Source organism: Methylobacterium sp. ME121, assembly GCF_000974725.1.
Taxonomy (GTDB): Bacteria; Pseudomonadota; Alphaproteobacteria; order Rhizobiales; family Beijerinckiaceae; genus Methylobacterium; species Methylobacterium radiotolerans.
Map to the genome: position 1 here is coordinate 22,661 of NZ_BBUX01000045.1, position 24,522 is coordinate 47,182.

The 24,522-nt window shown below is 71.6% G+C and carries 27 protein-coding genes; 16 read left to right on the forward strand and 11 right to left on the reverse strand.

Annotation, left to right across the window (positions count from 1 at the left end):
• Positions 1-67 precede the first annotated feature (67 nt).
• Together ME121_RS22480 and ME121_RS22485 are read right to left on the reverse strand one after the other, a co-directional pair.
• Positions 68-691 (reverse strand): MlaC/ttg2D family ABC transporter substrate-binding protein, encoded by a 624-nt coding sequence (locus ME121_RS22480; protein WP_012317978.1) that lies wholly within the window; start codon positions 689-691, stop codon positions 68-70.
• Entirely contained in the window at positions 682-1,794 is a 1,113-nt protein-coding gene (locus ME121_RS22485) for a flippase-like domain-containing protein (protein WP_029359945.1), read from the reverse strand. The genes ME121_RS22480 and ME121_RS22485 overlap by 10 nt, the downstream gene beginning before the upstream one ends.
• 210 nt (positions 1,795-2,004) lie before the next feature.
• On the opposite strand from ME121_RS22485, the gene ME121_RS22490 reads away from it, so the two are divergent.
• Positions 2,005-3,180, forward strand: coding sequence for an amidinotransferase (locus ME121_RS22490; RefSeq protein ID WP_012317980.1), 1,176 nt, complete (start codon positions 2,005-2,007; stop codon positions 3,178-3,180).
• A 66-nt stretch (positions 3,181-3,246) separates the two neighbouring features.
• Here ME121_RS22490 and ME121_RS22495 read toward each other — a convergent pair whose 3' ends face one another.
• Complete coding sequence (locus ME121_RS22495) at positions 3,247-4,266, reverse strand: alpha/beta fold hydrolase (protein ID WP_012317981.1); 1,020 nt, start codon at positions 4,264-4,266, stop codon at positions 3,247-3,249.
• A 165-nt stretch (positions 4,267-4,431) separates the two neighbouring features.
• On the opposite strand from ME121_RS22495, the gene ME121_RS22500 reads away from it, so the two are divergent.
• Entirely contained in the window at positions 4,432-4,920 is a 489-nt protein-coding gene (locus ME121_RS22500; RefSeq protein WP_059409607.1) for a hypothetical protein, read from the forward strand.
• A gap of 10 nt (positions 4,921-4,930) precedes the next feature.
• Positions 4,931-5,785, forward strand: a complete 855-nt coding sequence (gene kdsA, locus ME121_RS22505; protein WP_024830864.1) for a 3-deoxy-8-phosphooctulonate synthase — start codon at positions 4,931-4,933, stop codon at positions 5,783-5,785.
• Between the two features lie 5 nt (positions 5,786-5,790).
• Here the strand turns inward: kdsA and ME121_RS22510 are convergent, their stop codons facing one another.
• Complete coding sequence (locus ME121_RS22510; protein WP_059409608.1) at positions 5,791-6,480, reverse strand: class I SAM-dependent methyltransferase; 690 nt, start codon at positions 6,478-6,480, stop codon at positions 5,791-5,793.
• 333 nt (positions 6,481-6,813) lie between these two features.
• On the opposite strand from ME121_RS22510, the gene ME121_RS22515 reads away from it, so the two are divergent.
• Positions 6,814-7,152 (forward strand): hypothetical protein, encoded by a 339-nt coding sequence (locus ME121_RS22515; RefSeq protein ID WP_012317985.1) that lies wholly within the window; start codon positions 6,814-6,816, stop codon positions 7,150-7,152.
• 65 nt (positions 7,153-7,217) lie between these two features.
• Here ME121_RS22515 and queF read toward each other — a convergent pair whose 3' ends face one another.
• A complete protein-coding gene (queF, locus tag ME121_RS22520; protein ID WP_043073251.1) occupies positions 7,218-7,670 on the reverse strand; it encodes a preQ(1) synthase in 453 nt (150 codons plus the stop codon).
• Positions 7,671-7,865: 195 nt separating this feature from the next.
• Between queF and eno the strand changes: the two genes are divergently transcribed.
• On the forward strand, positions 7,866-9,155 hold the full coding sequence (eno, locus tag ME121_RS22525; protein WP_059409609.1) for a phosphopyruvate hydratase: 1,290 nt from the start codon (positions 7,866-7,868) through the stop codon (positions 9,153-9,155).
• A 104-nt stretch (positions 9,156-9,259) separates the two neighbouring features.
• Complete coding sequence (locus ME121_RS34060) at positions 9,260-9,556, forward strand: DUF3574 domain-containing protein (RefSeq protein ID WP_281068168.1); 297 nt, start codon at positions 9,260-9,262, stop codon at positions 9,554-9,556.
• A 57-nt stretch (positions 9,557-9,613) separates the two neighbouring features.
• Here the strand turns inward: ME121_RS34060 and ME121_RS22535 are convergent, their stop codons facing one another.
• On the reverse strand, positions 9,614-10,816 hold the full coding sequence (locus tag ME121_RS22535; RefSeq protein ID WP_059409611.1) for an adenylate/guanylate cyclase domain-containing protein: 1,203 nt from the start codon (positions 10,814-10,816) through the stop codon (positions 9,614-9,616).
• Between the two features lie 112 nt (positions 10,817-10,928).
• On the opposite strand from ME121_RS22535, the gene ME121_RS22540 reads away from it, so the two are divergent.
• The 8 genes from ME121_RS22540 (at position 10,929) to lpdA (ending at position 18,163) form a co-directional block, all read left to right on the forward strand.
• Entirely contained in the window at positions 10,929-11,240 is a 312-nt protein-coding gene (locus ME121_RS22540; protein WP_012317989.1) for an FtsB family cell division protein, read from the forward strand.
• Positions 11,241-11,508: 268 nt separating this feature from the next.
• Positions 11,509-12,486, forward strand: a complete 978-nt coding sequence (gene pdhA / locus ME121_RS22545) for a pyruvate dehydrogenase (acetyl-transferring) E1 component subunit alpha (protein ID WP_234742070.1) — start codon at positions 11,509-11,511, stop codon at positions 12,484-12,486.
• A 56-nt stretch (positions 12,487-12,542) separates the two neighbouring features.
• The gene (locus ME121_RS22550) at positions 12,543-13,985 is read left to right on the forward strand and encodes a pyruvate dehydrogenase complex E1 component subunit beta (protein ID WP_012317991.1); all 1,443 of its coding nucleotides are present in this window, start codon (positions 12,543-12,545) and stop codon (positions 13,983-13,985) included.
• Positions 13,986-14,045: 60 nt separating this feature from the next.
• Positions 14,046-14,333 carry a DUF5076 domain-containing protein gene (locus tag ME121_RS22555; RefSeq protein ID WP_012317992.1) on the forward strand — a complete coding sequence of 96 codons (288 nt, stop codon included), beginning with the start codon at positions 14,046-14,048 and terminating at the stop codon, positions 14,331-14,333.
• A gap of 15 nt (positions 14,334-14,348) precedes the next feature.
• Positions 14,349-14,936, forward strand: a complete 588-nt coding sequence (locus ME121_RS22560) for a Uma2 family endonuclease (protein WP_059409612.1) — start codon at positions 14,349-14,351, stop codon at positions 14,934-14,936.
• A gap of 4 nt (positions 14,937-14,940) precedes the next feature.
• Positions 14,941-16,374: a pyruvate dehydrogenase complex dihydrolipoamide acetyltransferase gene (locus tag ME121_RS22565; protein WP_059409613.1), complete on the forward strand. Its 1,434-nt coding sequence runs from the start codon at positions 14,941-14,943 to the stop codon at positions 16,372-16,374.
• A 45-nt stretch (positions 16,375-16,419) separates the two neighbouring features.
• Positions 16,420-16,668, forward strand: coding sequence for a hypothetical protein (locus ME121_RS22570; protein WP_012317995.1), 249 nt, complete (start codon positions 16,420-16,422; stop codon positions 16,666-16,668).
• A gap of 55 nt (positions 16,669-16,723) precedes the next feature.
• Positions 16,724-18,163 (forward strand): dihydrolipoyl dehydrogenase, encoded by a 1,440-nt coding sequence (lpdA, locus tag ME121_RS22575; protein WP_012317996.1) that lies wholly within the window; start codon positions 16,724-16,726, stop codon positions 18,161-18,163.
• A 54-nt stretch (positions 18,164-18,217) separates the two neighbouring features.
• On the opposite strand, the gene ME121_RS22580 is transcribed toward lpdA, so the two are convergent.
• Together ME121_RS22580 and ME121_RS22585 are read right to left on the reverse strand one after the other, a co-directional pair.
• Positions 18,218-18,421 (reverse strand): hypothetical protein, encoded by a 204-nt coding sequence (locus ME121_RS22580; protein WP_043073254.1) that lies wholly within the window; start codon positions 18,419-18,421, stop codon positions 18,218-18,220.
• Between the two features lie 138 nt (positions 18,422-18,559).
• Positions 18,560-18,778 (reverse strand): hypothetical protein, encoded by a 219-nt coding sequence (locus tag ME121_RS22585; protein WP_024830855.1) that lies wholly within the window; start codon positions 18,776-18,778, stop codon positions 18,560-18,562.
• A gap of 236 nt (positions 18,779-19,014) precedes the next feature.
• On the opposite strand from ME121_RS22585, the gene ME121_RS22590 reads away from it, so the two are divergent.
• Complete coding sequence (locus ME121_RS22590) at positions 19,015-20,031, forward strand: threo-3-hydroxy-L-aspartate ammonia-lyase (protein ID WP_012317998.1); 1,017 nt, start codon at positions 19,015-19,017, stop codon at positions 20,029-20,031.
• Between the two features lie 132 nt (positions 20,032-20,163).
• Positions 20,164-20,541 (forward strand): HesB/IscA family protein, encoded by a 378-nt coding sequence (locus ME121_RS22595; RefSeq protein ID WP_024830854.1) that lies wholly within the window; start codon positions 20,164-20,166, stop codon positions 20,539-20,541.
• Between the two features lie 45 nt (positions 20,542-20,586).
• Here the strand turns inward: ME121_RS22595 and ME121_RS22600 are convergent, their stop codons facing one another.
• The 3 genes from ME121_RS22600 to ME121_RS22610 form a co-directional block, all read right to left on the reverse strand.
• A complete protein-coding gene (locus tag ME121_RS22600) occupies positions 20,587-21,645 on the reverse strand; it encodes a GGDEF domain-containing protein (RefSeq protein ID WP_012318000.1) in 1,059 nt (352 codons plus the stop codon).
• A gap of 101 nt (positions 21,646-21,746) precedes the next feature.
• Positions 21,747-23,330, reverse strand: a complete 1,584-nt coding sequence (locus tag ME121_RS22605; RefSeq protein WP_059409614.1) for a DEAD/DEAH box helicase — start codon at positions 23,328-23,330, stop codon at positions 21,747-21,749.
• Between the two features lie 209 nt (positions 23,331-23,539).
• Positions 23,540-23,929 (reverse strand): hypothetical protein, encoded by a 390-nt coding sequence (locus ME121_RS22610; RefSeq protein ID WP_059409615.1) that lies wholly within the window; start codon positions 23,927-23,929, stop codon positions 23,540-23,542.
• Positions 23,930-24,522 lie beyond the last annotated feature (593 nt).

Consider the following 24,522-nt stretch of genomic DNA (forward strand, 5'->3'; position numbering starts at 1 on the left):
CGTCCGGCCGCCGAGGCGGCGATGGCCGCGAGCGGCCGGTTCAGGTCGGCGCTGGCGCCGGCGATCCTCAGGGGGTCGGCTTGGCCGCGAGCATGCCGTCGGTCCGCGCCCGGAGGAACTTCACGACGCCGTCGGCGCCCCCGGACTTCAGCGGCGCCGACAGGGCGTTCCGCTGCGCGGCGATCTCGCTGACGTCGCCGTTGAGCAGGACGTCCTGGATGCGGTTGTCGGCGTTGACGACGAAGTCCACGGCCGAATCGTCGCCGTCCGCGGCGGTGACGCGGGTCGGCACCACGCGCTGGGCGCCCCGCTCCTCGACCTTCGGGGTCACGTCGAACTTGCCGCCGGCGGCGCGGGCCAGCCGGTTGGCGTAGGTCACGGTCAGGCTGCGCTTGAACGCGTCGATCACCGCCGCCTGCTGCTCGGGGGTGAAGCTCGACCATTTCGAGCCCACCGCGATGCGGGTCATGGCGGGGAAGTCGAACGCCTTGTCGAGCGCGGGGCCGACGGCCTCGACCCGGGCCGGCAGGGGGCCGGGCCCGTCCTTCAGCGCGGCCGAGAAGGCGGCGTAGAGGTCGCGCACGGTCTGAACGGCCGGATCGTCCGCGGCCCGTGACGGGGCCGGGACGAGCAGGGTCAGGGCCAGGGGTGCGGCGACGAGGGCGGCCGCGAGCCGGCGGGTCAGGCGCACTTCTTCAACTCCTCGCCGTCGCCGAGCCGCGCCCCCATGCGCGGCGGGGCGTAGCTGTAGAACGGGCCGAGGGTGGCGGGCTGCGCGACCCTCTTGGCCTTGCGCCCGGCCTCCGGCTCCGGCTCGCGCGCCTCTTCCTCGGGCGCCTCGGACCGGAGCCTGGACTCGATCCGGTGCCAGAGCAGGAGGCTCGGGAGCCCGACGCCGAGATCGGCGAAGCGCTTGACCAGCGAGAGGGCGAGCGCCGCCTCGGCCGGGATATCGAACAGGCCGCACAGGGCGATCAGGCCGCCCTCCTGCGCGCCCAGGGCGCCGGGCACCGCGAAGGCCGCGCCGCGCACGGCCTGGGCGAGGCTCTCGATCATGAGCGCCTGCGCGAAGTCGATCGGGTAGCCCATGAACCGCAGGCAGACATAGACCTCGAGCGTGCCGATCACCCAGCCGGCGAGGTGGACCGCGAGAGCCGCCGCGAAGCGCCCGTGGTTGCCGTAGAGCCGGCGCAGGCTGTCGTAGAGCTGGTCGATGGCGCCGAAGGCGCGCCACTCGCGCCCGGAGGCGAAGCGGCTGAGCAGGGCCTGGATCAGGCGGTGACCGGCCCGGCGCTGGATCAGGTAGAACGCGCCGAGGGCCGGGACCGCCAGGGCCAGCCCGCCCTCGACCGTGTGGGCGATCGGCCCGTCGCCGGAGATCAGGACCAGCAGGGCGAGTCCGGCCACCGTGAACAGGAGCTGCGTCAGCGCCTGGGTCATCAGGTCGACGAACATGCTGGCGCCCGCGAGCGCGCCCGGGACGTTGCGCTTCGACAGCAGGCGGGCGCCGACGAAGTCACCGCCGACGGTGGCGACCGGCAGCAGCGTGTTGATGCCCTCGCGGACGAAGCGGAGCGAGACGCAGTCGGCGAGCTTGGTCGCGCCGGCGGGGAACACGACGTACCAGCCGAGTCCCGCCCAGGCGACGGCCACGAGGCGCGCCAGCACCACGAGGGCGGCGCCCCAGCCGGCGCTCACGACGGCGGCCGACACGTCCTCCAGGCCGGAGGACATGAACAGGCCGACGACCGTGCACAGACCGGCGATCGAGGCCAAGGTCGTCAGGCGCTTCATTGTCGTCTTTCAAGCTCGCGTAAGGCTTGATGCGGGAAATCGGTCACGGTCGCGGCAGAAATAGGTCCGCCGGGCCGGGAACGTTTCTGTCACGTTGCAGCACGGATTAGCGGTGTCTATCACCCGTTTGACACACCGGGGGCCAAAGCGGCGGCCGGGCCGAGAAGCCCGCGCAGAAGGCCGCGGCACGTCGCAGAAGGGGCACACGTCATGGAGCGCGAATCACCGATCACGGCCCTGGAGGCCGTGACCGACGACACGCATGCGGGCGGCTTTCCGGGCGGGACCGGACCCGGCGTGCCGGCTCCGCAGTCGCCGGTGATGGCCTGGAACGAGTGGGATCCGCTGGAGGAGGTGATCGTCGGCTCGCTCGACGGCGCCACGATCCCGACCCACCACCTGACGGTGATCTTCAACCTGCCGCGCGCCGCGCAGCCGTTCTACCGGCTGGCGAGCGGCTGGAAGTATCCGAAGTTCATGAAGAAGCTCGCCCAGGCCGAGCTCGACAACTTCATCACCATCCTGGCCGGCGAGGGCGTGAAGGTCCGCCGCCCCGACGCGGTGGACTTCTCCAAGAAGTTCAAGGCGCCGCGCTGGTCCTCCCGCGGCTTCTGCGTCGCCTGCCCGCGCGACCCGTACCTCGTCATCGGCGACGAGATCATCGAGAGCCCGATGTGCTGGCGCTCGCGCTACTTCGAGGGCGACGCCTACCGGTCGCTGTTCAAGGAGTACTTCCGCGCCGGCGCCCGCTGGACCTCCGCGCCGCGCCCGCAGCTGACCGACGACCTCTACAACTACGATTACCGGGTGCCGAACCTGAAGGCCGGCGAGCCCATGCAGTTCACGGTCAACGAGTTCGAGCCGGTCTTCGACGCCGCCGACTTCGTCCGCTGCGGCCGCGACCTGTTCGTCACCCGCTCCAACGTGACCAACCTGATGGGCATCGAGTGGCTGCGCCGCCACCTCGGCCCGGGCTTCCGCATCCACGAGATCGAGAGCCGCTGCCCGCAGCCGATGCACATCGATTCGTCGTTCATGCCGCTGGCGCCCGGCAAGGTGCTGGTGAACCCGGACTACGTCGACGTCGAGAAGCTGCCGGCCGTGCTCAAGAAGTGGGACGTGCTGATCGCCCCGCGCCCCGACCCGGTCGAGGGCTTCATGAGCAAGATCTCGATGTGCTCGCCCTGGACCTCGATCAACGTCCTGGCGATCACCGAGAAGAAGATCGTCGTCGACCAGAGCCAGCCGACGCTGATCAAGGCGCTCAAGGACTGGGGCTTCGACCCGATCCCGGCGCCGTTCCTCAGCTACGGCCCGTTCGGCGGCTCGTTCCACTGCGCGACCCTCGACGTCCGCCGCCGGGGCGTGCTGAAGTCGTACTTCTAGGACCGGCCCGCCGTCGTCCCGGGGCGCCGCGAGCGCCCCGGGACGACGGGCGACGTCGCGCGGCGCCTACCGCGCCGCGATGCCCGCGATCAGCGCCGCGTTGAACCCGTCCGGGTCGGACATCTGCGGCGCGTGGCCGAGATCCGGGAACTCCACGAGCCGCGCGCCCGGGATGGCCCTGGCGGCCGCCTTGCCGAGTTCGGGATAGTTGCCGAGGCTCGCCCGCACCTCCGGCGGCGCGAGGTCCTTGCCGATCGCCGTGTTGTCCTTCTGGCCGATCAGGAGCAGCGTCGGCACCGCGATCTGCGGGAACCGGTAGACCACCGGCTCGGTGAGGATCATGTCGTAGAGCAGCGCCGAGTCCCAGGCGACCGCCTCCTTGCCGGGGCCGCCGTTGAGGCCCGCCAGCATCGTGACCCAGGGCTCGTAGCGGGGCTCCCAGGCGCCGGCGTAGTAGGTCGCCGTCTCGTAGGCCCGGATCGAGGCCGCCGTCACCTTCAGCTCGCGCTGGTACCATTGCTCGACCGAGGTCGGCGGCACGCCCTTGGCGGCCCAGTCCTCCAGGCCGATCGGGTTGACCAGCACGAGCTGCTCCACCGCCTTCGGGTAGAGCAGGGCGTAGTGGGCGGCCAGCATGCCGCCCGTGGAGTGGCCGACCAGGATCGGGCGCTCGATCCCGAGCTTGGCCAGGAGCGCGTGGGTGTTCTCGGCGAGCTGCCGGAAGGTGAACTGGTAGGCCGCCGGCTTGCTCGACTTGCAGAAGCCGATCTGGTCCGGCGCGATCACCCGGTACCCGGCCGCGCTGAGCGCCCGGATCTGGCTCTCCCAAGTGGCGGCGCAGAAGTTCTTGCCGTGCAGCAGCACCGCGGTCCGGCCGTTCGGCGTCGCCGGGCGGACATCGAGATAGGCCATCTGCAGCGGCTGGCGCTGCGACGTGAACAGGAACCGCTCCACCGGGAACGGGTAGGCGAAGCCCTCGAGTTCCGGCCCGTAGGTCGGCTGCGGCAGCGGCTCGGCGGAAGCGGGTCCCGCCGGCAGCAGGGCCAGCGGGGCCAGCAGGACGGAGGCGAGGAGGTTTCGGAGCATGGCCGCGTCGGAGCCTGGTCTGCGAGCGGCGTGCGGCGCCGCGCCGCCCGCTCAGATCGGTCATCCGGGCGCCCCTGTCCACGCCCCGCGGAGCGCCGCGGCTTCGCGCCCGCCGCGGCGCGCGCTATCTCCCGGGGGCGACCGTCTCTCGCCGCGGATGTCCCGATGCTGCGCCTCACCACCCTGACCGCCCTCGCCGGCGCGCTCCTCCTCGGGCCCGCCCCGGCCCGGGCGGCGGATGCCTGCGACGCCCTGGCCGCGCGGGTGATCCGCACCACCGGCGCCTCCCTGGCCGGCCGGGCCGGGCCCGTCGCGGTGTTCCGGGCGCAGGATGCCGAGCGGCTGAGCCTCGACTGCCGCGCCCCGGCCCGGATCACCGTGGCCTCCCGCGACCGCGAGCCGGCGCCGGCCTACTTCGTCCTGATCGGCCGCGCCGCACAGGCGCTCGCCGGGGCGGACGCCGCCGCGGTCGAGGTGCTGGCGCTCAACCTTCACCAGGCCAGCCTGCTGGCGGATGCCCCGCGCCGGGGCGGCGCCGGCCGGATCCTGATGCTGTGCGAGACCGGCCCGCGCACCGACGCCCTCCGGGACGACCGCACGGTCTGCCGGGTCGCGCCCCGGCCCGGGCTTTCGCGGATCCGCCGCGCGGGCTAGACGGGCCGGCATGTCGAAGATCGAGACACCCGGCCCCGTCGTCCAAGTCGGCGACGCGCGCTTCGCCAACCACCTGCCGCTGACGCTGATCGCCGGCCCGTGCCAGCTCGAAGGGCGCCAGCACGCCCTGGAGATCGCCGCCGCCCTCAAGGAGATGGCCGCGGGCCTAGGCGTCGGCCTCGTGTTCAAGACCTCCTTCGACAAGGCCAACCGCACCTCGGGCAGCGCCGCCCGGGGCATCGGCCTCGACGGGGCGCTCCCGGTCTTCGCCGAGATCCGCGAGACCCTCGGGCTGCCGGTGCTGACCGACGTGCACGCCGCCGAGCAGTGCGCCCGCGCCGCCGAGGCGGTGGACGTGCTCCAGATCCCCGCCTTCCTGTGCCGCCAGACCGATCTGCTGCTGGCCGCCGCCGCGACCGGCCGGGCGGTCAACATCAAGAAGGGCCAGTTCCTGGCGCCCTGGGACATGAAGCACGTCGCCGCCAAGGTGACGGAGGCGGGCAACCCCAACGTCATCGTCACCGAGCGCGGCGCCTCCTTCGGCTACAACACTCTGGTCTCGGACATGCGCAGCCTGCCGATCATGGCGCAGGTCACGCAGGGCGCGCCGGTGGTGTTCGACGCCACCCACTCGGTGCAGCAGCCCGGCGGGCAGGGGGCGAGCTCCGGCGGCCAGCGCGAGTTCGTCGCCGTCCTCGCCCGCGCCGCCGTGGCGGTGGGCGTGGCGGGGGTGTTCATCGAGACCCATCCCGACCCGGACCGCGCGCCCTCCGACGGCCCCAACATGGTGGCGCTGAGGGACATGCCGGCCTTGCTCGAGGAGCTCCTCGCCTTCGACCGCCTCGCCAAGCGCCGGACCGCCTGACCGGATCAGGCGGATCCACGTCCTGCGGCCGCCGGCTCCAGGACGTGGATCCGCAGGGGCTGGACGAGGCCGAACGTCCCGTCGGCCTCGCGCGCCGCGGCGCCGAGGAAGGCCTCCGCGACGACGGGCCGCCGGTCCCGGATGGTCGCCTCGCGGGCCGGGTCCACGGCGCTGACGCGGGCGAGGAACGCGTCGAGGGAGTCGAAGCGCTCGCGCCGCTCGATCGTCGCGTCGCGGCGGCACGTGTAGGCGCCGCGAGCGAGGGCGGCCGCGATGGCGTCCTGGGCGGCGGCGCGGACCGCGGTCTCGTCCTCGATCGGCCGCAGCGCCTCGAAGAAGCTGCCCTCCGCCAGGGGCTCGACCACGACCAGCCGTCCGTCCGGGACCAGCACGCGGGCCGCCTCGGCGAGGGCCGCAGCCGGGTCCGGGACGTGGTGGAGGGCGTTCAGCATCACGGCGCCGTCGAAGCTGGCGTCGGGGAAGGGCAGGGCCTCGCCGGTCGCGGCCTCGAAGCGCGCCTCCGGCACGGCGTCCCGCGCCCGGGCGAGCGCCGCCGCGCCGGGGTCGATCCCGGTGACGCGCGCGCCGGCGTCGACCAGCCGCCGCGCCAGCGCCCCGGGGCCGCACCCGATATCGACGATCCGCTTGCCGGCCAGCGGCGCGAGGCTCTCGCGGATCAGGGTCAGGGCATCCATCGTCGGTCCTCCGCGAGGATCCGTAGCACGGCCGGGCCGGGAGAGGAGGGATTTCCTCCGCGCGCGCCGGGCGGCCGTCGCGGCCTCAGGACAGAAGTCTCGCGCGGCGCAGTCGTCACGCCCGCCCTGAACGGCGCCGCGCAAGAGTTCGGAGGCAGTTCCCGCAGAGGCGCCCAAGCTTGACCAGAGTCGACGGAGAGGCGGGAACGATGAACGGCGGTTCATGATCCTGCCCGCGTGCGGATCCGCACGCAAGCACGTCATGAAATCTGGAACTGTCCGGGTGCGGCCACGTTATTGGGCATGTTCGATCGAGGATCGAGAAGGAACACTATGCGCAAGATCGGTATCATCGCCACCGCTGCCGCCATGGCTCTCGGCAGCGTCGCCGTCACGACCAGCGCCGAGGCGCGTCCCTACGGCTACCACGGCGGCTACGGCGGCTACGGCCACGGCTACTACCGCGGCCGTCGCGGCATCGGCACCGGCGCCGCCATCGGCCTCGGCATCGCCGGCCTCGCCGCCGGTGCGATCGCCGCCGGCGCGGCCCGCGACAGCTACTACGGCGGCGGCTACGGCTACGCCCCGTCCTACGGCTACGGCTACGCCCCGGTCTACGGCGGCTACGGCTACGCGGCCCCGGGCTACGGCTACTACGGCTACGGCTACTGAGATCGGAGATCCGACGAGGATCGGGGGCGACCGGCGCGAGCCGGTCGCCCTTTTCGTCTGTCCGGTCAGCGTCCGCGGTAGGGCGGGACGCCCGGGTCCGGCAGCCACGCGTTCTTCGGCAGCTCGCCCGTCTGCCAGAACACGTCGATCGGGATGCCGCCGCGGGGATACCAGAAGCCGCCGATGCGCAGGTAGCGCGGCTCCAAGAGGTCGCGGAGCCGCTTGCCGATCGCCACCGTGCAATCCTCGTGGAACGCGCCGTGGTTGCGGAACGACCCGAGGTAGAGCTTCAGCGACTTCGACTCCACGAGCCAGTCGCCGGGCACGTAGTCGATCACGAGGATCGCGAAGTCCGGCTGCCCGGTGACCGGGCAGATCGAGGTGAATTCGGGCGCGGTGAACCGGGCGACGTAGTCGGTGTCCGCGTGCGGGTTCGGGACCCGGTCGAGCCGCGCCTCCTCGGGCGAGGCGGGGAAGGGCGTCGGCTGGCCGAGCTGGAGATCGTCGGTGGAGGTCATGGCCGGCCATATAGAGCCTGCCGGCCCCGCGCGCATCCGCCTGATCCGCGACGCTTTCCCGGGTGAACCCGGCTGTGCGCCGCCCGTCCCGGCGCTTGCCGCCGGCCGCGGCTTGACGGATAAGCCGCCGCGATGCGCCGCACCCCCCGATCGGGGCGCGGTCGCCGACCCGCGGCCCCCGCGAGAGGACGTTCCATGACCGCGATCACCAATATCAGCGCCCGCGAGATCCTCGACAGCCGAGGCAACCCCACGGTCGAGGTCGACGTCATCCTGGAAGACGGCTCCTTCGGCCGCGCGGCGGTGCCGTCGGGTGCCTCCACCGGCGCCCACGAGGCGGTGGAGCTGCGCGACGGCGACAAGAACCGCTTCCTCGGCAAGGGCGTCCTGAAGGCGGTCGAGGCGGCCCAGACCGAGATCCTCGACGCGATCGGCGGCATGGAGGCCGAGGACCAGGTCGCGGTCGACGAGGCGATGATCGAGCTCGACGGCACGCCCAACAAGGCGCGCCTCGGCGCGAACGCGATCCTCGGCGTGTCGCTGGCGGTGGCCAAGGCCGCGGCCGAGGCCTCGGGCCTGCCGCTCTACCGCTACGTCGGCGGCGTGCAGGGCCGGGTGCTGCCCGTGCCGATGATGAACATCATCAACGGCGGCGCGCACGCCGACAACCCGATCGACTTCCAGGAATTCATGATCATGCCGGTGGGCGCCGATTCGCTCGCCGAGGCCGTGCGCATGGGCTCCGAGGTGTTCCACACCCTCAAGGGCAAGCTGAAGAAGGCCGGCCACAACACCAACGTCGGCGACGAGGGTGGTTTCGCCCCGAACCTGCCGTCCGCCGAGGCCGCCCTCGATTTCGTGATGGACGCGATCAGCGCCGCCGGCTTCAAGCCCGGCCAGGACATGGCGCTCGCCCTCGACTGCGCCGCCACCGAGTTCTTCAAGGACAGTGCCTACGCGTACGAGGGCGAGGGGAAGACCCGCACCATCGAGGCGCAGGTCGACTACCTCGCGCAGCTCGTCGCCACCTACCCGATCGTGTCGATCGAGGACGGCATGTCGGAGGACGACTGGGCCGGCTGGAAGCTCCTGACCGACAAGATCGGCGACCGCTGCCAGCTCGTCGGCGACGACCTGTTCGTCACCAACGTCGAGCGCCTGTCCCGCGGCATCGCCGAGGGCACGGCCAACTCGATCCTGATCAAGGTCAACCAGATCGGCTCGCTCACCGAGACCCTGGCGGCGGTCGATATGGCCCAGCGCGCCGGCTACACCGCGGTGATGTCGCACCGCTCGGGCGAGACCGAGGATTCGACCATCGCGGACCTCGCGGTCGCGACCAATTGCGGGCAGATCAAGACCGGCTCGCTGGCGCGCTCGGACAGACTGGCTAAGTACAACCAGCTGATCCGCATCGAGGAGGGCCTGGGCCCGCAGGCGCTCTACGCCGGCCCGTCGGCGCTCAAGCAGCTCGCCCGCCGCTGATCCGGCGGATCCTGCTGGCCGGCCTGCTCGGTGCCGGAGCGGCCGGCCCCGCCCGCGCGGACCCGCTCTGCGACGGGGCCCGCCCGACGCTCAGCGCGCAGCTGCTGTTCGGCCTCTCGCGGCCGGACGGCGGGCGCGTCTCGGGCCGGGCCTTCGACCGGTTCCTGGCCGAGCGGATCACCCCGCGCTTCCCGGACGGGCTCACGGTCTTCGCCGGCCGGGGCCAGTGGCGCGGACCGGACGGACGGATCGTCCACGAGGCCGCCCGCATCGTCCTGATCGTCACCGAACCGACGCCCGAGGCGGTCGCTTCCCTGCGCGCCGTGCAGGAGGCGTACCGGACCCGCTTCGCGCAGGGCGCGGTCGGCTTGGTGCTGCAGCGGAGCTGCGCGCTGTTCTGAGGGCGGCGCCGATCCGCCCGCTCGTCCGCTCGACTCGGACGGAGGATCTCCGCCTCCTCAGGCCGTCGCCGCACCGGACGGCTCGCCCGGCACGGTCCAGACCCGCATCGGCCGCGACAGGCCCCGGAGCTCGATCGTCCCGACCGGCTCCAGCGGCCGGGCGCACCGTTCGGCGAAGGAGTCCGACACGAGGAGCTCGTGGCCGAGGGCCGCGCACTGGCTCTCGATCCGGCTGGCCTCGTTGACCGCCCGCCCGATGATCGTGAAGTCGAGGCGCCGCTCCGTGCCGACATTGCCGTAGATGACCGTCCCGAAATGGACGACGCACTCGGCCGGGAGCTCGGGCAGCCCCGCGGCGCGGCGGCAGGCGTTGAGCGCCGCGTTGGCGGCGAGCCCCTCGGTCGCGGCGTCGAGGGCGCCGCCGCAGACCGGGCAGGGCAGGGTGTCGGCGTCCGGGACCGGGAAGATCGCCAGGAAGCCGTCGCCGAGGAATTTCAGGATCTCGCCGCCGTGCCGCGCCACCGGGTCGCCGAGGGCGTCGAAGTGCTCGTTGAGCCACGTGACCATGTCGGCGGGATCCACCCGGTCGGCCAGGGCCGTGAAGCCCCGGAGGTCGGTCAGCAGGATCGCCGCCGGCACGGCCCGCCCCTCGCCGCGCCGGATCTGGCCGTCGAGGATGCGCTCGGCGGTGGACCGGCCGAGATAGGTGGCCGACACTTCCCGGAACGTGTGGGCGAGGCCCATCTTGGCCATCGCCAGCGTCAGGAACGGCAGGACCTCGGCGATCGCGGCGAGGTCCGCCCCGGTGAAGCCGGCGGCGGCGCGGGTGCAGAATGAGACCGCGATGCCCCGCAGCGCGGTGCCGGGGGCGAACTCGGCGATGTGCAGCACGTAGTCGACGCCGCCCTGCGCCCCGAGGGCGTTCAGGACCGGGAAGTCCACCGCCAGTCCGGGCGCGTCGAGGCGCCAGCGGCCGAAGGTCTCGCCCTTCTCCACCAGGGCGTAGACCGGGCTCAGGAGCCAGTCGCTCTCCTCGTCGGCGCCGTGGGCGTTGGCGACGAAGGACATGCCCTCGCCCGCGTGCCAGTTCAGGCTGACGCCGCGCAGCGTCGGGTCCAGGGCCGGCGCCATGACGCTGACCCGCCAGACGGGGAGGCCGGCCTCGACCAGCGACTCGCAGAAGCCCGCGAGCAGGGTGTCGTGGTCGTCGGTCGCCGTGGCGTGCGCGGCGATCCAGCGCCCCAGATGCGTCAGGTCCATGCCTCAGGCTCGCCCCTGTCCGTGCCGGCCGCGGTCCGGCCCCGACCCGGCCCTGTCCCGACCGCGGCGCGATCGAAAAGAACCGTTAACCTTTCCGCGCGAGGGTCGCGCCATGGTCGTGCGCCGCCGAGTCAGAATGGTCGTGTTGCCGCTGGGTCTCTGGACCCTGTCGGCGCTTGTTGTCGGCTATTTCGTGTGGCAGGCCGAGAGTGGCAACCGCGGCCTCGAGGCCAAGAAAGCCTTGAAGATCCGCGCCTACGGCCTCAGCCAGGAACTCGCCGCCGTGAAGGCCGAGCGCGCCGTCTGGGAGCATCGGGTGAACCTGCTCAAGAGCGACCAGATCGACCGCGACCTCCTGGAGGAGCGCGCCCGGATCGTCCTGGGCCGGGTGCACGCCAACGACGTGGTCATCATCACGCCCTGACCGTCGCGCGAGCATCCCGCGGAAGTCCCGGGGAGGGTTTTCCGCAGTCCTGAAAGTGCTCTGACAAGAGCGGCTTCCTGTCAGAGCGGCAGCCCTCGCTTTCCAATCGTCGCTGTCCTACACCCCCACGCAGTCGCGTGGAATCACGGGGAGAGCGCCGATGGACGCCGCCAAGGAGCCTGCCAAAGAGCCCGCAACGGACGCGTCGTCCGCGCCGGTGCAGGCCGCGAGCCCTCAGGCCGCCGAGGCGCACCGCCCCGCGCCGAACATGCCGCAGTTCACGCGGGACGAGGATCTCCACGCCTATCACGAGATGCTGCTGATCCGGCGCTTCGAGGAGAAGGCCGGCCAGCTCTACGGCATGGGCCTGATCGGCGGCTTCTGCCACCTCTATATCGGCCAGGAGGCCGTGGTGATCGGCATGCAGATGGCCTCGGTCGAGGGCGACCAGGTCATCACCGGCTACCGCGACCACGGCCACATGCTGGCCTGCGGCATGGATCCGAAGGGCGTCATGGCCGAGCTGACCGGCCGCCGCGGCGGCTACAGCCGCGGCAAGGGCGGCTCGATGCACATGTTCAGCCGCGAGAAGCAGTTCTTCGGCGGCCACGGCATCGTCGGCGCGCAAGTCTCGCTGGGCACCGGCCTCGCCTTCGCCGACCATTACCGGGAGAACGGCAAGGTCAGCCTGACCTACATGGGCGACGGCGCCGCCAACCAGGGGCAGGTCTACGAGAGCTTCAACATGGCGGCCCTCTGGAAGCTGCCGGTCGTCTACGTGATCGAGAACAACCGCTACGCCATGGGTACCTCGGTGGCCCGGGCCTCGGCGCAGACCGACTTCTCGAAGCGCGGCCTCTCCTTCGGCATTCCCGGCGAGCAGGTCGACGGCATGGACGTGCGCACCGTCCGCGAGGCGGCGACCCGGGCGATCGAGCACGCCCGCACGGGCCAGGGCCCTTACATCCTGGAGATGCAGACCTACCGCTACCGCGGCCACTCCATGTCCGATCCGGCCAAGTACCGGACCAAGGACGAGGTCTCGAAGATGCGCGACGAGCACGACCCGATCGAGATGGTGCGCAAGCGCCTGCTCGAGCTGCACGCCGTGCCCGAGGCCGAGCTGAAGGCCACCGACGCCAAGGTCCGCGAGGTCGTCAACGCCTCGGCCGAGTTCGCCACGAACGACCCCGAGCCGGATCCGTCCGAGCTGTGGACCGACATCCTCCTGGACGCGCACGCCTGAGCGCGGACGACACCGCTGGCCGCCCCCCCAACGAATAAACGACCGCAGAGCTGAGCATGGCGACCGACATCCTGATGCCCGCCCTCTCGCCCACCATGGAGGAGGGCAAGCTCGCCAAGTGGCTGAAGAAGGAGGGCGACCCGATCAAGTCCGGCGACGTGCTGGCCGAGATCGAGACCGACAAGGCCACCATGGAGGTGGAGGCCATCGACGAGGGCGTCCTCGCCAAGATCCTGATCGCCGAGGGCACCGAGGGCGTCGCGGTGAACACGCCGATCGCCGTCATCGCCGGCGAGGGCGAGGACCCGGCGAGCGTCCAGTCCGGCGGCGGCGCCAAGCCCAACGGCGCGGGCGGGCAACCCGCCCCCGCCCCCGACATGCAGGCCGAGGGCATGGCCGACAGACCGGCTCCCGCGGCCAAGACCGGCGACGACGCCCCGAAGGCGCCGGCCGCGCCCGCCGTCATCACCAACAAGGCCCAGGAGCCGGTGATGGAGGAGTTCCCGGCCGACACGCCGATGGTCACGCAGACCGTCCGCGAGGCCCTGCGCGACGCCATGGCCGAGGAGATGCGCCGCGACGGCGACGTCTTCGTCATGGGCGAGGAGGTCGCCGAGTACCAGGGCGCCTACAAGGTCACCCAGAACCTGCTGCAGGAATTCGGGCCGAAGCGGGTGGTCGACACCCCGATCACCGAGCACGGCTTCGCGGGCATCGGCGTCGGCGCGGCGCTGGCCGGCCTGAAGCCGATCGTCGAGTTCATGACCTTCAACTTCGCCATGCAGGCGATCGACCACATCATCAACTCGGCGGCCAAGACGCTGTACATGTCCGGCGGTCAGCTCGGCTGCCCGATCGTGTTCCGCGGCCCGAACGGCGCCGCCGCCCGCGTCGCCGCCCAGCACAGCCACGACTACGCCGCGTGGTACTCCAACGTGCCGGGCCTCAAGGTGATCGCGCCCTACACGGCGTCTGACGCCAAGGGCCTGCTGAAGGCCGCGATCCGCGACCCGAACCCGATCATCTTCCTCGAGAACGAGATCCTGTACGGGCAGTCCTTCCCGGTGCCGCAGCTCGACGACTTCGTGCTGCCGATCGGCAAGGCGAAGATCCACCGCACCGGCAGCGACGTGACCATCGTGTCCTTCGCGATCGGCATGACCTACGCCCTCAAGGCCGCGCAGGCCCTCGCCGAGCAGGGCATCGAGGCCGAGGTGATCGACCTGCGCACCATCCGGCCGATGGACACCGAGACGGTGGTCGCGTCGGTCAAGAAGACCGGCCGCTGCATCACCGTGGAGGAGGGCTTCCCGCAATCCGGCGTCGGCGCCGAGATCGTGGCCCGCCTGATGGTCGACGCCTTCGATTACCTCGACGCCCCGGTCCTGCGGATCACCGGCAAGGACGTGCCGATGCCCTACGCGGCCAACCTCGAGAAGCTGGCCCTGCCGACGGTGGCGGAGGTCGTCGAGGCCGCCAAGAGCGTCTGCTACAAGTGACCGGCGCGTGGGCGACGCCGTCGCCCGCCCCGGCCAGGACCGAGGAACAGCCGGCGCGCCATGAGCCAGGATCCCAGCAGCGACTTCGCCGAACTCGCCATCCCGCCCGACGCCCTGGAGCAGGGCGGTATCGAGGTTCTGCGCGCGGCCGTGGTGGACGGCGCGGTGAGCGTCGCGCTCCGCCGCTCCTTCGACGACCCGGCGACCTGGGGCCGGCTGCTGATCGACCTCGCCCGGCAGGCGGCCCGCGCCTACGCGCTGGAGACCGACATGTCGGAGGAGGAGGCGCTGGAGCGCATCCGCGCGGGCTGGGAGGCCGAGGGGCTCGACCCCGGCGGCCTCAACTGACGATGGCGGCCGACCATGGCTGAGGCGGCTGTCCGGCAGGCGACCTACGCGGATCTGGAGGCAGTCCCGGAGCATCGCGTCGCCGAGATCATCGACGGGGTGTTGGAGACGTATCCGCGACCCCGGCACGGCATCGCCGCGGCCCGCCCGTCGGGAGAGCTGGATCGGCCGTTCGCACGCGGCCGTGGTGGTCCCGGCGGATGGGTCTCCATCACCGAGCCTGAGCTTCACCTCGGATCCCAGATGGTCGTGCCCGATCTTGCGGGCTGGCGCCGCGAGCGGATGCCGACCGAACCCGAGGATGCCTTCATCGAGACGCCTCCGGATTGGGTCTGCGAGATCCTCTCGCCGTCGACGATTCGCCTCGATCGCGGGCCGAAGCGCCGGATCTACGCCGGGTCCGGCGTCGACCACCTCTGGCTGCTGGACCCGGCGGCCGGCGTGCTGGAAGGCTTCGCCCCCGCGGACGGGCGCTGGGTGCTCCTCGCCACGATCCAGCGCGGCGAGACCGTGGCCCTGCCGCCCTTCGACGCCGTCCCGTTCCCCTTCGACGACCTCTTCCCCTTCGACGATCCGGCCGCCCCGGCCTTGCCCGAGACCTGATGCCATGCCGATCAACGTGCTGATGCCCGCGCTCTCCCCGACCATGGAGAAGGGCAACCTTGCCAAGTGGCTGAAGAAGGAGGGCGACCCGATCAAGTCCGGCGACGTGCTGGCCGAGATCGAGACCGACAAGGCCACCATGGAGGTGGAGGCCATCGACGAGGGCGTCCTCGCCAAGATCCTCGTGCCCGAGGGCACCGCGGACGTTCCGGTCAACGACCTGATCGCCATCATCGCCGGCGAGGGCGAGGACCCGTCGAGCGTGCAGGCCGGCGGCGCGCCGAAGGCCGCCTCGAACGGCGAGGCCAAGGCGGAATCCAAGCCCGAGCCGAAGGCCGACGCCTCGGCGGCCGGGCAGAACACGACGCCCGGCGGCGGCCACATGGCGTACGAGCGGGTGAACGCGGCGCCCGAGGGCGCGCAGCCCGGCGGCGCCCCGCAGGCCGGCGCGCAGGCCGGCTCGGGCGGCCGGGTCTTCGCCTCGCCGCTCGCCCGGCGGATCGCCAAGCAGGAGGGCGTGGATCTCGGCGCCGTCCGGGGCAGCGGGCCGCACGGCCGCATCATCGCCCGCGACGTGCAGGCCGCGAAGGCTTCCGGCGCCACCCAGGCGCCCGCCGCCGCGCAGCCCGCCGCCGAGGCGCCGAAGGCGGCAGCCCCGACCCCGAAGACCGCCCCCGCGGGCGGGGCGCCGGCCGGGCTCACGACCGATCAGGTCAAGGGCTTCTTCGCCAAGGACGCCTACGAGGACGTCCCCCTCGACGGCATGCGCAAGACCATCGCCAAGCGCCTCACCGAGGCGATGCAGGTCGCCCCGCACTTCTACCTGACGGTGGATTGCGAGCTCGACGCGCTGATGAAGCTGCGCGAGACGCTGAACGACTCCGCCGGCAAGGACAAGGACGGCAAGCCCGCCTTCAAGCTCTCGGTGAACGACTTCGTCATCAAGGCGATGGGCCTCGCCCTGACCCGCGTGCCCGCCGCCAACGCGGTCTGGGCCGAGGACCGGATCCTGCGCTTCAAGCACGCCGAGGTCGGCGTCGCGGTGGCGATCGACGGCGGGCTGTTCACCCCGGTGATCCGCCGGGCGGACGAGAAGACGCTCTCGACCATCTCCAACGAGATGAAGGACTTCGCGGCCCGCGCCCGCGCCAAGAAGCTGAAGCCCGAGGAGTACCAGGGCGGCGTCACCTCGGTGTCGAATCTCGGCATGTTCGGCATCAAGCACTTCACCGCGGTGATCAACCCGCCGCAATCGAGCATCCTGGCGGTGGGCGCGGGCGAGAAGCGCGTCGTCGTGAAGGACGGGGCGCCGGCCGTGGTCCAGGTGATGACCTGCACCCTGTCGTGCGACCACCGGGTGCTCGACGGGGCGCTCGGCGCGGAGCTGGTCTCGGCCTTCAAGGGGCTGATCGAGAACCCGATGGGCATGCTGGTGTGAGGAGCGACTCTGCTATGATCGCCTGAGCGATCAAAGGAGAGTCGCGTGTCGGAAGTTACCGATCTGGTCCTGCCAGTCCTACAGCGGATGCAGAGCGACATCGCCGAGGTGAAGCGCGATGTCGCAGCGATCAAGACAACCCTGACGGGTCATACCGAGAAGCTGGAAGAACTGGAGATTTACGTCGCCTACGAGACCGGCCTCGGCACGCAGGCGAAGGCGGATCTTCAGTCGATCAAGAAGACGATCAAGGCCATGGAGCAGCGGCTGAGCGCGCTGGAGACCTCGCCTTGATCGCCTCCTCAACGACGGTGCGGTCGCGCGCCCCACAGCGGAGAGCTGAGACACGATGTCCGACACCTACGACGTCCTCATCATCGGCGCCGGGCCCGGCGGCTACGTCACGGCGATCCGCGCGGCGCAGCTCGGCTTCAAGACCGCCGTGGTCGATCGCGAGCACCTGGGCGGCATCTGCCTGAACTGGGGCTGCATCCCCACCAAGGCCCTGCTCCGCTCGGCCGAGATTTTTCATTATTTCCAGCACGCCGGCGATTACGGGCTGACCGCGGAGAAGGTCGGGTTTGACACCGCGGCGATCGTGAAGCGCTCCCGCGGCGTCTCGGGCCGGCTCAACGGCGGCGTCGGCATGCTGCTCAAGAAGAACAAGGTCGACGTGATCTGGGGTGAGGCCGCGGTCGACAGCGTCGCGCAGGGCAACCAGCCCGGCCAGGTCACCGTGAAGGAGACCAAGCGCGCCGAGCCGCCGAAGGGCGCCAAGGGCGCCGGCACCTACCAGGCCAAGCACATCATCGTGGCGACCGGCGCGCGCCCCCGCGCCATCCCCGGGATCGAGCCCGACAAGAAGCTGATCTGGACCTACTACGAGGCCATGGTCCCCGAGACGATGCCCAAGAGCCTGCTGGTGATGGGCTCGGGCGCCATCGGCATCGAGTTCGCCTCGTTCTACCGCACCATGGGCGCCGAGGTGACCGTGGTGGAGCTGCTGCCGCAGATCCTGCCCGTGGAGGATGCCGAGATCGCAGGCCTCGCGCGCAAGCGCTTCGAGAAGCAGGGGATCAAGATCCTCACCGGCGCCAAGGTCACGAAGGTCGAGAAGGGCGCGAACTCCGTCACCGCCACCGTCGAGGGCGGCGACGGCAAGAGCCAGCAGATCACGGCCGAGAAGCTCATCTCGGCGGTGGGCGTCGTCGGCAACATCGAGAATATCGGCCTCGAGAAGCTCGGCGTGAAGATCGACCGCGGGATCGTGGTGACCGACGGGCTCGGCCGCACCAACGTGCCCGGCCTCTACGCGATCGGCGACGTCGCCGGCCCGCCGATGCTCGCCCACAAGGCCGAGCACGAGGGCGTCATCTGCATCGAGACCATCAAGGGCCTGCACACCCACCCGATGGACAAGGCCAAGATCCCGGGCTGCACCTACTGCCAGCCGCAGATCGCCAGCGTCGGGCTGACCGAGGCCAAGGCCAAGGAGCAGGGATTCTCGGTGAAGGTCGGCCGGTTCCCCTTCGCGGGCAACGGCAAGGCGATCGCGCTGGGCGAGCCGGACGGGCTGATCAAGACCGTGTTCGACGCCAAGACCGGCCAGCTGCTCGGCGCCCACATGGTCGGCGCCGAGGTGACCGAGCTGATCCAGGGCTACGTCGTGGCGATGAACCTCGAGAGCACCGAGGAGGAGCTGATGCACACGGTGTTTCCGCACCCGACGCTCAGCGAGATGATGCACGAGAGCGTGCTCGACGCCTACGGCAAGGTGATCCACACCTGATCGGCGGCCGACGGGGCGCGCGGGTCGGACGTGGACCCGCGCGCCGCCGAGCGGTCAGTGCGGGCGGGACCGCGCCGCGAGCGTCAGGCTCACGGCCTGGAACAGCAGGATCACCAGAACCGTCGCTGCGCTGCCGCCGATCGGGATCAGCAGCAGGGCGACGAACGGATCGAGCCCCCGGACGAGCAGGAGCGTGATGCAGCTGCCGATCACGGAGGCGATGGTCATCCGAAAGATGCAGCATTCGGACGGTTGCATGCGCGCTCCAAATCAGGCCCCCGTCGGGAGTCTGGCGAGGCGCGCCCGATTATGCAACCGAAGATAGTACTTAGTCGAAACACAATCCCAGATCATGGATCTGAGGCCGCTTCGAGGCGTCAGAGGCGATCCCGAACCTCAGCTATGCCCGCGCTCCACGGGCTCGGCTTGGTCCGGGGACGGCACGTAGGCGCACCACTGGCAGATCCCGCGCTCCGCGCCGCGCTGCGCGTTGCGCTGGGAGCAGAGCGGGCAGACGAGCAGGATCAGCCGCGAGCCGGTGCGCAGCGCCAGCCCGCGCCCCCGGAAGGTGACCTCGGTCGCCGCGTCGCCCGACGCGCGGTCCAGGGCGCTCACGGCGTGCCTCCGTGGCGTGGCCGCGGTACGGGTCCGCACGTGGTCTCGATGGCCATGGCGATGCCGCCCCCCAGCGTTCCTGCCAAGTTGTCGCTGGGTATAAGCGGCGAGTCGGCGAATGGCTCCGCTTGCGCATGTGGATCGGCCGGATGCATGCGGGCCGAAACGCCCGTATGAGAGGCTGCCGCGCCCCCGCTTCTTCGGGCGCGGCCCGGGCGGATGGGATGCAGGCGACGATGCAGGCGACGACGCACGACACCCAACAGGGCGAACCCGGCGGGACCGCCGGCGGCCTCCCCACCTTCGCCGACGTGGCCCGCGCCGCGGAGCGGATCGCCGGGGCCGCGCACCGCACCCCGGTCCTGACCTCGCGCACGGCGGACGCGATGACCGGCGGCCGCCTGTTCTTCAAGGCGGAGAACCTGCAGCGGGCCGGCGCCTTCAAGTTCCGCGGTGCCTACAACGCGATCAGCGCCCTGCCGGAGGCGGCCCGCACACGCGGAGTGATCACCTACTCCTCGGGCAACCATGCCCAGGCGATCGCCCTCGCGAGCCGGCTGCTCGGGGCGCCCGCCACCATCGTCATGCCGGGCGACGCCCCCGCGGCGAAGATCGCCGCCACCCGCGGCTACGGCGCCGAGGTGGTCCTGTACGACCGCTACACCCAGGATCGCGAGGCGCTCGGCCGCGAGATCGCCGAGGCCCGCGGCCTGACGCTGATCCCGCCCTTCAACCATCCCGACGTCATCGCCGGGCAGGGGACGCTGGCGCAGGAGCTGATCGAGACGGTCGGGCCACTCGACGTGCTGGTGGCCTGCCTCGGCGGCGGCGGCCAGCTCGCGGGCTGCGCGCTCGCCGCCGCCGCGCTGTCGCCGGGTTGCCGGGTGATCGGCGTCGAGCCGGAGGCGGGCAATGACGGGCAGCGCTCGTTCCGCGAGGGCCGGATCGTCACGATCCCGGTGCCCCGGACCATCGCCGACGGGGCGCAGTCGACGGCGCTGGGCGACCTGACCTTCGCGATCATCCGCGCGCAGGTGTCCGACATCCTCACCGTCACCGACGCGCAGCTCGTCGAGACCATGCGGTTCTTCGCCAGCCGGATGAAGCTCGTGGTCGAGCCGACCGGCTGCCTCGCGGCGGCGGCGGTGCTGAGCGGCCTCGTGGACGTGACGGACAAGCGCGTCGGCGTGGTGATCAGCGGCGGCAACGTCGATCTCGCGGCCTTCGCGCGGCTGACCGGCGAGGCGGCCTGAGGCGGCCTCAGGCGCCGATTGCCGGGCCGGTGTGACCCCGCCGCGGTGGACCGGCCCCGAGCCAATGCTTATCTTGTGCGCGTCGGAATGCGCGTCCCCGGGCCTTGAACCCGGATGGGCGGGAGGGTGACGATGTCCGCTGGTTTCAAGGTTCTCTCGCTGACCGATCGCGCCGCCGATCGGATCAAGGCGATCATGGCGGAGGCCGACCGGCCGATCGCCGGGCTGCGCGTCGGCGTCCGGAACGGCGGCTGCGCCGGGATGTCCTACACGATGGAATATGCCGAGGCGGCCAAGCCCGGCGAGGACGTGGTCGAGGATCGCGGCGTGCGCGTGTTCGTCGATCCGAAGGCGGTGCTGTTCCTGCTCGGCACCGAGATGGACTTCACCACCAACAAGCTGGCGTCGCAGTTCGTGTTCAACAATCCGAACCAGACCTCGGCCTGCGGCTGCGGGGAATCCGTGGCGATCACGCCGGTCTCGGCGGACCGCCTGCCCGCGCAGGTCTGAGCGGGAGCGCCCCGGCGCGCAGCGAGCCGGCGGCGCGCCGCGCCCTCAGGCCACCTGCGACAGCGACTCGGCGGCGTCGTCCAGGAAGCGGTTCCGGCCCGCGCGCTTCGCGGCGAACATGCACAGGTCGGCCCGCTCCATCAGCGAGGCCGGCGTGTCGCCCGGGCGCAGCACCGCGACACCCAGGGAGATCGTGATCTTGCCGAGCGACTCGCCGGTCGAGCGCTTGACGAGCTCGCGCCCCATGACGCTGGTGCGCACCGTCTCGGCCACCTGCTTGGCCACCGCCCGGTCGACGCCGGGCAGGATGATCCCGAACTCCTCGCCGCCGAACCGGGCGAGCTGCGCCTGCTTGCCGGCGTTCTCGCGCATCACGATCGCCACGAGCCGCAGGACCTGGTCGCCCGTGAGATGACCGTACAGGTCGTTGAAGCGCTTGAAGAAGTCGATGTCGAGGATGATCAGGCTCATGGGCGTCGTGCGCGCCCGGGCCGTCTCCATGGACGCCTTCAGCGTCTCCTCGAAATGCTTGCGGTTCGCCAGCCCCGTCAGGGCGTCGGTCAGGCTCTCGCGCCGGGTCGCGTCGAGCTTCTCGCGCAGGGTCTCGATCTCGCTGCGGGTCTCGCGCATGCGGGCTTCGAGGATCCGGTTGTTGGCGGCGACCTCCCGGGTCGTCGCGGCCAGGGTCGCGACGATCTCGCCGAACCGCGCCCGGCTCGGGACGCCCTGGGAGAGATCCTGCGCGACCCCGCGCAGGGACTCGCTGTACTGCGCCGTCGAGCCCAGGGAGAGGTCCAGGATCTCGGTGACGGCCGCGATCTCGCTGAGGACGACGCGGCTGACGTCGTCGGTGGTGCTCGCGAGGCGGCGCCCGTCGAGATAGGTCTCGTGCAGGTCGTCGATGTCGCCCTCGGTGAGGCAGCCATTCTGGGTGGTGAGGCGCTTCACGGCGTCGGCGAGGAGCGGCAGCTCCCCCGAGACGTAGGCGTACCAGACGGCGTAGGCGCGCGGCGTCGCGGAGGGGCCGTAGTCGCGAATCAGATCGTGGCTGCGCTTCGCCAGCGCGAAGCTGCGATCGCGATCCGAATAGGTCTCCTGGCTCATCCGTATCCCGCGGTCCGGGGCGACCGGCGCGCATGCGCCGTCACCCAGACTTGATATACGGCCGCCTGGTAGCCGGACAGTTAAGCCCGAACAGACGTCTGTTACTTATCCTTCTTCGCCAAGACTGGTCGAAGCAGGAATGCCGGAACGTGGGAGCCGAGGCCGACGGGCGTGTCCCCGTCGGCGTCGATCCGGCGCCCGCGCTCCTCGCGCGCGGCCTCGCCGCGGCCCGACGCGCGGCCCGGCGCGCGCGGCTCCGGACGGCTCTCGGGGCGGGTCTCAGAGCGGCTCTCGGGACGGTCGTCCGGGCGGCTCTCCGCGCGCGCCGCGCCGCGGCCGCCGCGCGACCGGGTCGGGCGCTCGCGGACCTCCCCGGCCTCGCCGGCGCTCCGGGCGCTCTTCTCGACGACGCCCTTGTCGGCACTCTTGTCGCCGCCCTTGTCGCTGCCCTTGTCGCCGCTCCTGCCACCGCTCTTCGCGGAGCGCCCGCCCCGCCGCCCGTCGCTCGACCGGCCGCGGTGGCGCGTGCCGGTGTCGCCGGACGCGTCGGCCACGCTCGTCAGGTCGCCGTCCAGCCAGGGGATCGGCTGCCCGATCAGCGCCTCGATGGCGCCGAGCGAGCGCGCGTCGTCGGGGGCGACCAGCGTGTAGGCCGTGCCGCTCCGGCCGGCGCGACCGGTGCGGCCGATCCGGTGGACGTAATCCTCCGGGTGATGCGGCACGTCGAAGTTGAAGACGTGGCTGACCGCGGGGATGTCGAGGCCGCGCGCCGCCACGTCGCTGGCGACCAGCAGGGCGGTCTCGCCGTTGCGGAAGCCGTCGAGGGCCGTCGTGCGGGCGCGCTGGTCCATGTCGCCGTGGAGCGCCGCGGCGTCGAAACCGTGGCTGACCAGGGACTTCTGCAGCAGCGCGACGTCGCGCTTGCGGTTGCAGAAGATGATCCCGTTCTTCAGATCCTCCTCGCCGCGGATCAGGCCGCGCAGGCGCTCGCGCTTGGCATGGCCCTCGGCACCGGTGGCGACGAGGCGCTGCGTGATCGTGGTCGCCGTGGAGGCCGGCCGGGCCACCTCGACCCGCTGCGGGTTGTGCAGGAACATGTCGGCGAGCCGCTCGATCTCCGGCGGCATGGTGGCCGAGAAGAACAGGGTCTGCCGGGTGAACGGCACCATCTTCACGATGCGCTCGATATCGGGGATGAACCCCATGTCGAGCATGCGGTCGGCCTCGTCGATGACCAGGAGCTCGACGCCGGTGAGCAGCAGCTTGCCGCGCTCGAAATGGTCGAGCAGGCGGCCGGGCGTGGCGATCAGCACGTCGGTGCCGCGCATCAGCTTGGCGTCCTGGTCGGCGAAGGAGACGCCGCCGATGATCAGCGCCACGTTGAGCTTGTGGTTGGTCCCGTAGCGGTCGAAATTCTCGACCACCTGGGCGGCCAGCTCGCGGGTCGGCTCCAGGATCAGCGTGCGCGGCATCCGGGCGCGGGCGCGGCCGTTCTCCAGCAGCGTCAGCATCGGCAGCGTGAAGGCCGCGGTCTTGCCGGTTCCGGTCTGGGCGATCCCGAGGACGTCGCGACGTGCCAGCACGTGGGGGATCGCCTCGGCCTGGATCGGCGTCGGCTCTGTGTAACCCGCCGCTTCGACGGCGTTCAGGACTTTCTCGCTCAGTCCCAGGTCGGAAAAAGGCATTTGCGTTCAGGAACCGTTGCGCGCCCGGCCGGCGCGAAGGACACCGTCGCGGCAACGGCTGGGAAAGGCTCGCGCGGGGCGCTCGGACGCTCCCGGGGCCGCGGGGCGCATCGTCCCCGTCAGTTAGGGCCTTGGCGCGACTTGTCAATCTCGCAATCGCGACAGCGCGCGTCCGCGCACAGGGGATCGGCCCCGGGAGCGGCCCCCGATCAGGGCCGGAGACGGTCGACCGCGGGCACGGCGCAGGGGTCCAGACGGGTGGACCGGGCGGATCGCGCCGCGAGCGCGCCGGTCGTCTCGGGCTCGGCCATCGGCGGCAGCGCCGCCGTCGCGAGGGCGGTCCCGGGCAGCGCCGCGTCGGGCCGGCTCAGCCGCGCGAGCTGGTAGGCGCCGATCACCGCGACGATCCCGGCCAAGCCCGCCACGCGCAGCGCCCAGGGCAGGGGGCCCGCGGTCCGGCTCGGCTTGGCGCGCGCGACCCGCGCGGCAGTCGAGCCGACCTGCGAGCCGGCCTGCGAGCCGGCCTGCGCGCCGGGCGCGGTCTCGACGGTCCGGCGCTTGCCGAAGGTTGTCCGGCTCCGATCGTCGGGGCTCTGCATGGACGGTTCTCTCCACCGGCCGGGGACCGGGTTCGGTGCGGGGCGCGACGGGGCTCGCGGGCGAGCCCGCGAGCCCCGGACCATCGGTCAACAGGGTTAACCGATCGCTTACGAGGCGGCGGCCTCTCGTCAAAGTTGTGCCGGAATAAAACGTCCGCCCTCGCCCGTCCCTGCAGAGACCTCGGGCGATCTCGCCCGGAACACGCCGGCTTCCGACAATATGCGCGGCGCGCAACGCAGCTCGTCATCCGGGGTTTTGCAACTGTCCGCGCCCCGTGCGGGGCCGCGACCCGGCCCTCTGCTGTGGGGCGGGCCGGCTAGTCTTCATCTTTCGTTGACGGGATGTCCCTAGCCTGAGGAGGCTTGTTGCAGGAAAGCGACAGACCCGCCATCCGAGAGCGCCTAGAAGGCTGCCGGCTCAAGCTAACCCCAGGACCGAACACCACCATGAAGAAGCTTCTCCTCGCATCCACCGTTCTCGCCGGCATGACCGCCGCGGCGTCCGCCGCCGACCTGCCGCGCCGCGCCGCGCCGCCGCCGGTGTTCACGCCGGTGCCGGTGTTCACCTGGACCGGCTTCTACTTCGGTGTGAA

Excerpts from the sequence above, each read along its gene's own strand:
- ME121_RS22515 (WP_012317985.1), top strand. The coding sequence starts at position 6,814 with ATGCGCAAGATCGGTATCATCGCCACCGCTGCCGCCATGGCTCTCGGC.
- lpdA (WP_012317996.1), top strand. The coding sequence starts at position 16,724 with ATGTCCGACACCTACGACGTCCTCATCATCGGCGCCGGGCCCGGCGGC.
- ME121_RS22590 (WP_012317998.1), top strand. The coding sequence starts at position 19,015 with ATGCAGGCGACGACGCACGACACCCAACAGGGCGAACCCGGCGGGACC.
- ME121_RS22540 (WP_012317989.1), top strand. The coding sequence starts at position 10,929 with ATGGTCGTGCGCCGCCGAGTCAGAATGGTCGTGTTGCCGCTGGGTCTC.
- kdsA (WP_024830864.1), top strand. The coding sequence starts at position 4,931 with ATGTCGAAGATCGAGACACCCGGCCCCGTCGTCCAAGTCGGCGACGCG.
- pdhA (WP_234742070.1), top strand. The coding sequence starts at position 11,509 with ATGCCGCAGTTCACGCGGGACGAGGATCTCCACGCCTATCACGAGATG.
- ME121_RS22500 (WP_059409607.1), top strand. The coding sequence starts at position 4,432 with ATGCTGCGCCTCACCACCCTGACCGCCCTCGCCGGCGCGCTCCTCCTC.
- ME121_RS22485 (WP_029359945.1), bottom strand. The coding sequence starts at position 1,794 with ATGAAGCGCCTGACGACCTTGGCCTCGATCGCCGGTCTGTGCACGGTC.
- ME121_RS22490 (WP_012317980.1), top strand. The coding sequence starts at position 2,005 with ATGGAGCGCGAATCACCGATCACGGCCCTGGAGGCCGTGACCGACGAC.
- ME121_RS22605 (WP_059409614.1), bottom strand. The coding sequence starts at position 23,330 with ATGCCTTTTTCCGACCTGGGACTGAGCGAGAAAGTCCTGAACGCCGTC.
- ME121_RS22610 (WP_059409615.1), bottom strand. The coding sequence starts at position 23,929 with ATGCAGAGCCCCGACGATCGGAGCCGGACAACCTTCGGCAAGCGCCGG.
- eno (WP_059409609.1), top strand. The coding sequence starts at position 7,866 with ATGACCGCGATCACCAATATCAGCGCCCGCGAGATCCTCGACAGCCGA.
- ME121_RS22510 (WP_059409608.1), bottom strand. The coding sequence starts at position 6,480 with ATGGATGCCCTGACCCTGATCCGCGAGAGCCTCGCGCCGCTGGCCGGC.
- ME121_RS22595 (WP_024830854.1), top strand. The coding sequence starts at position 20,164 with ATGTCCGCTGGTTTCAAGGTTCTCTCGCTGACCGATCGCGCCGCCGAT.
- ME121_RS22565 (WP_059409613.1), top strand. The coding sequence starts at position 14,941 with ATGCCGATCAACGTGCTGATGCCCGCGCTCTCCCCGACCATGGAGAAG.
- ME121_RS22555 (WP_012317992.1), top strand. The coding sequence starts at position 14,046 with ATGAGCCAGGATCCCAGCAGCGACTTCGCCGAACTCGCCATCCCGCCC.
- ME121_RS22600 (WP_012318000.1), bottom strand. The coding sequence starts at position 21,645 with ATGAGCCAGGAGACCTATTCGGATCGCGATCGCAGCTTCGCGCTGGCG.
- ME121_RS22495 (WP_012317981.1), bottom strand. The coding sequence starts at position 4,266 with ATGCTCCGAAACCTCCTCGCCTCCGTCCTGCTGGCCCCGCTGGCCCTG.
- ME121_RS22580 (WP_043073254.1), bottom strand. The coding sequence starts at position 18,421 with ATGCAACCGTCCGAATGCTGCATCTTTCGGATGACCATCGCCTCCGTG.
- ME121_RS22560 (WP_059409612.1), top strand. The coding sequence starts at position 14,349 with ATGGCTGAGGCGGCTGTCCGGCAGGCGACCTACGCGGATCTGGAGGCA.
- queF (WP_043073251.1), bottom strand. The coding sequence starts at position 7,670 with ATGACCTCCACCGACGATCTCCAGCTCGGCCAGCCGACGCCCTTCCCC.
- ME121_RS22535 (WP_059409611.1), bottom strand. The coding sequence starts at position 10,816 with ATGGACCTGACGCATCTGGGGCGCTGGATCGCCGCGCACGCCACGGCG.
- ME121_RS22550 (WP_012317991.1), top strand. The coding sequence starts at position 12,543 with ATGGCGACCGACATCCTGATGCCCGCCCTCTCGCCCACCATGGAGGAG.